The organism is Streptomyces regalis (genome assembly GCF_001509475.1).
GTDB classification, from domain to species: domain Bacteria; phylum Actinomycetota; class Actinomycetes; order Streptomycetales; family Streptomycetaceae; genus Streptomyces; species Streptomyces regalis.
Genome location: NZ_LLZG01000219.1, coordinates 1 through 855, shown reverse-complemented (window position 1 = coordinate 855; position 855 = coordinate 1). Strand labels below are relative to the sequence as shown.

Annotated in this window: 1 protein-coding gene; it reads right to left on the bottom strand. The window is 66.4% G+C overall.

Annotation, left to right across the window (positions count from 1 at the left end):
* Window positions 1–10: 10 nt before the first annotated feature.
* Window positions 11–810 (bottom strand): IS5 family transposase gene (locus ADL12_RS52930; protein WP_244188011.1). Its coding sequence is split into 2 segments (ribosomal slippage): window positions 11–472 and window positions 475–810, totalling 798 coding nucleotides; the frame shifts between segments, so codons are not numbered across the junction.
* Window positions 811–855 lie beyond the last annotated feature (45 nt).

The following is an 855-nucleotide window of genomic DNA, read 5'->3' as shown; positions in this document are numbered from 1 at the left end:
AGACGTCATCTCATTTGGTGAGCCTGCGGTAGCAGATCAGGGTGCAGGCGATGCTGGTGAAGGCGAGGAAGTGGTCGGCTTTGCGTTCGTAGCGGCGGTGCAGACGTCGGCATCCGGCGAGCCAGGCCATGGTGCGTTCGATGGTCCAGCGGTGGCGGCCGAGTCGTTGCGAGGTCTCGATGCCCTTGCGGGCGATGCGATGCCGGATGCCTCGGCCGGATAACCATCGCCGCAGGTGGTTGTAGTCGTAACCCTTGTCGGCGTGGAGTTTGTGCGGCTTGCGCCGCCTGCGTCCCCGGCGGGAGCGGATCGGCGGTATGCCCTTCACCAGGGGGATCAGTGCCTGGCTGTCGTGCGTGTTGGCGCCCGAGATGCCGACGGACAGGGGCAGGCCGGTCCGCTCCGTGATCAAGTGGATCTTTGACCCGTACTTGCCCCGGTCTACAGGATTCGGGCCTGTCAGATCCCCCTTTTCAAGGCCCGCATATTGACCGAGTCGATCGCGCACCGGGACCAGTCCAGCTCGCCGCGGGATCCCAGTTCATCGAGGACCAGGCGGTGGAGTTTGGCCCACACCCGGGCCTTCGTCCACTCGGTGAATCGTCGGTGAGCCGTCGCGCCGGACGGCCCGAACGACGCAGTCGGCAACTGCTGCCACGTGCAGCCAGAGGTCGCCACGAAGACGATCGCGGCCAGTACTTCGCGGTCACCGTGCCGACGCCGGCCACCGCCCTGAGGCCGCGACGGCGCCTCCGGTACCACCCGCGCGAACAGCTCCCACAACTCGTCCGGCACCAGCCGCTCAACGATCCCTGCCACGACCGGCAGCTTACCCAGCCAAATGAGATGACGTCT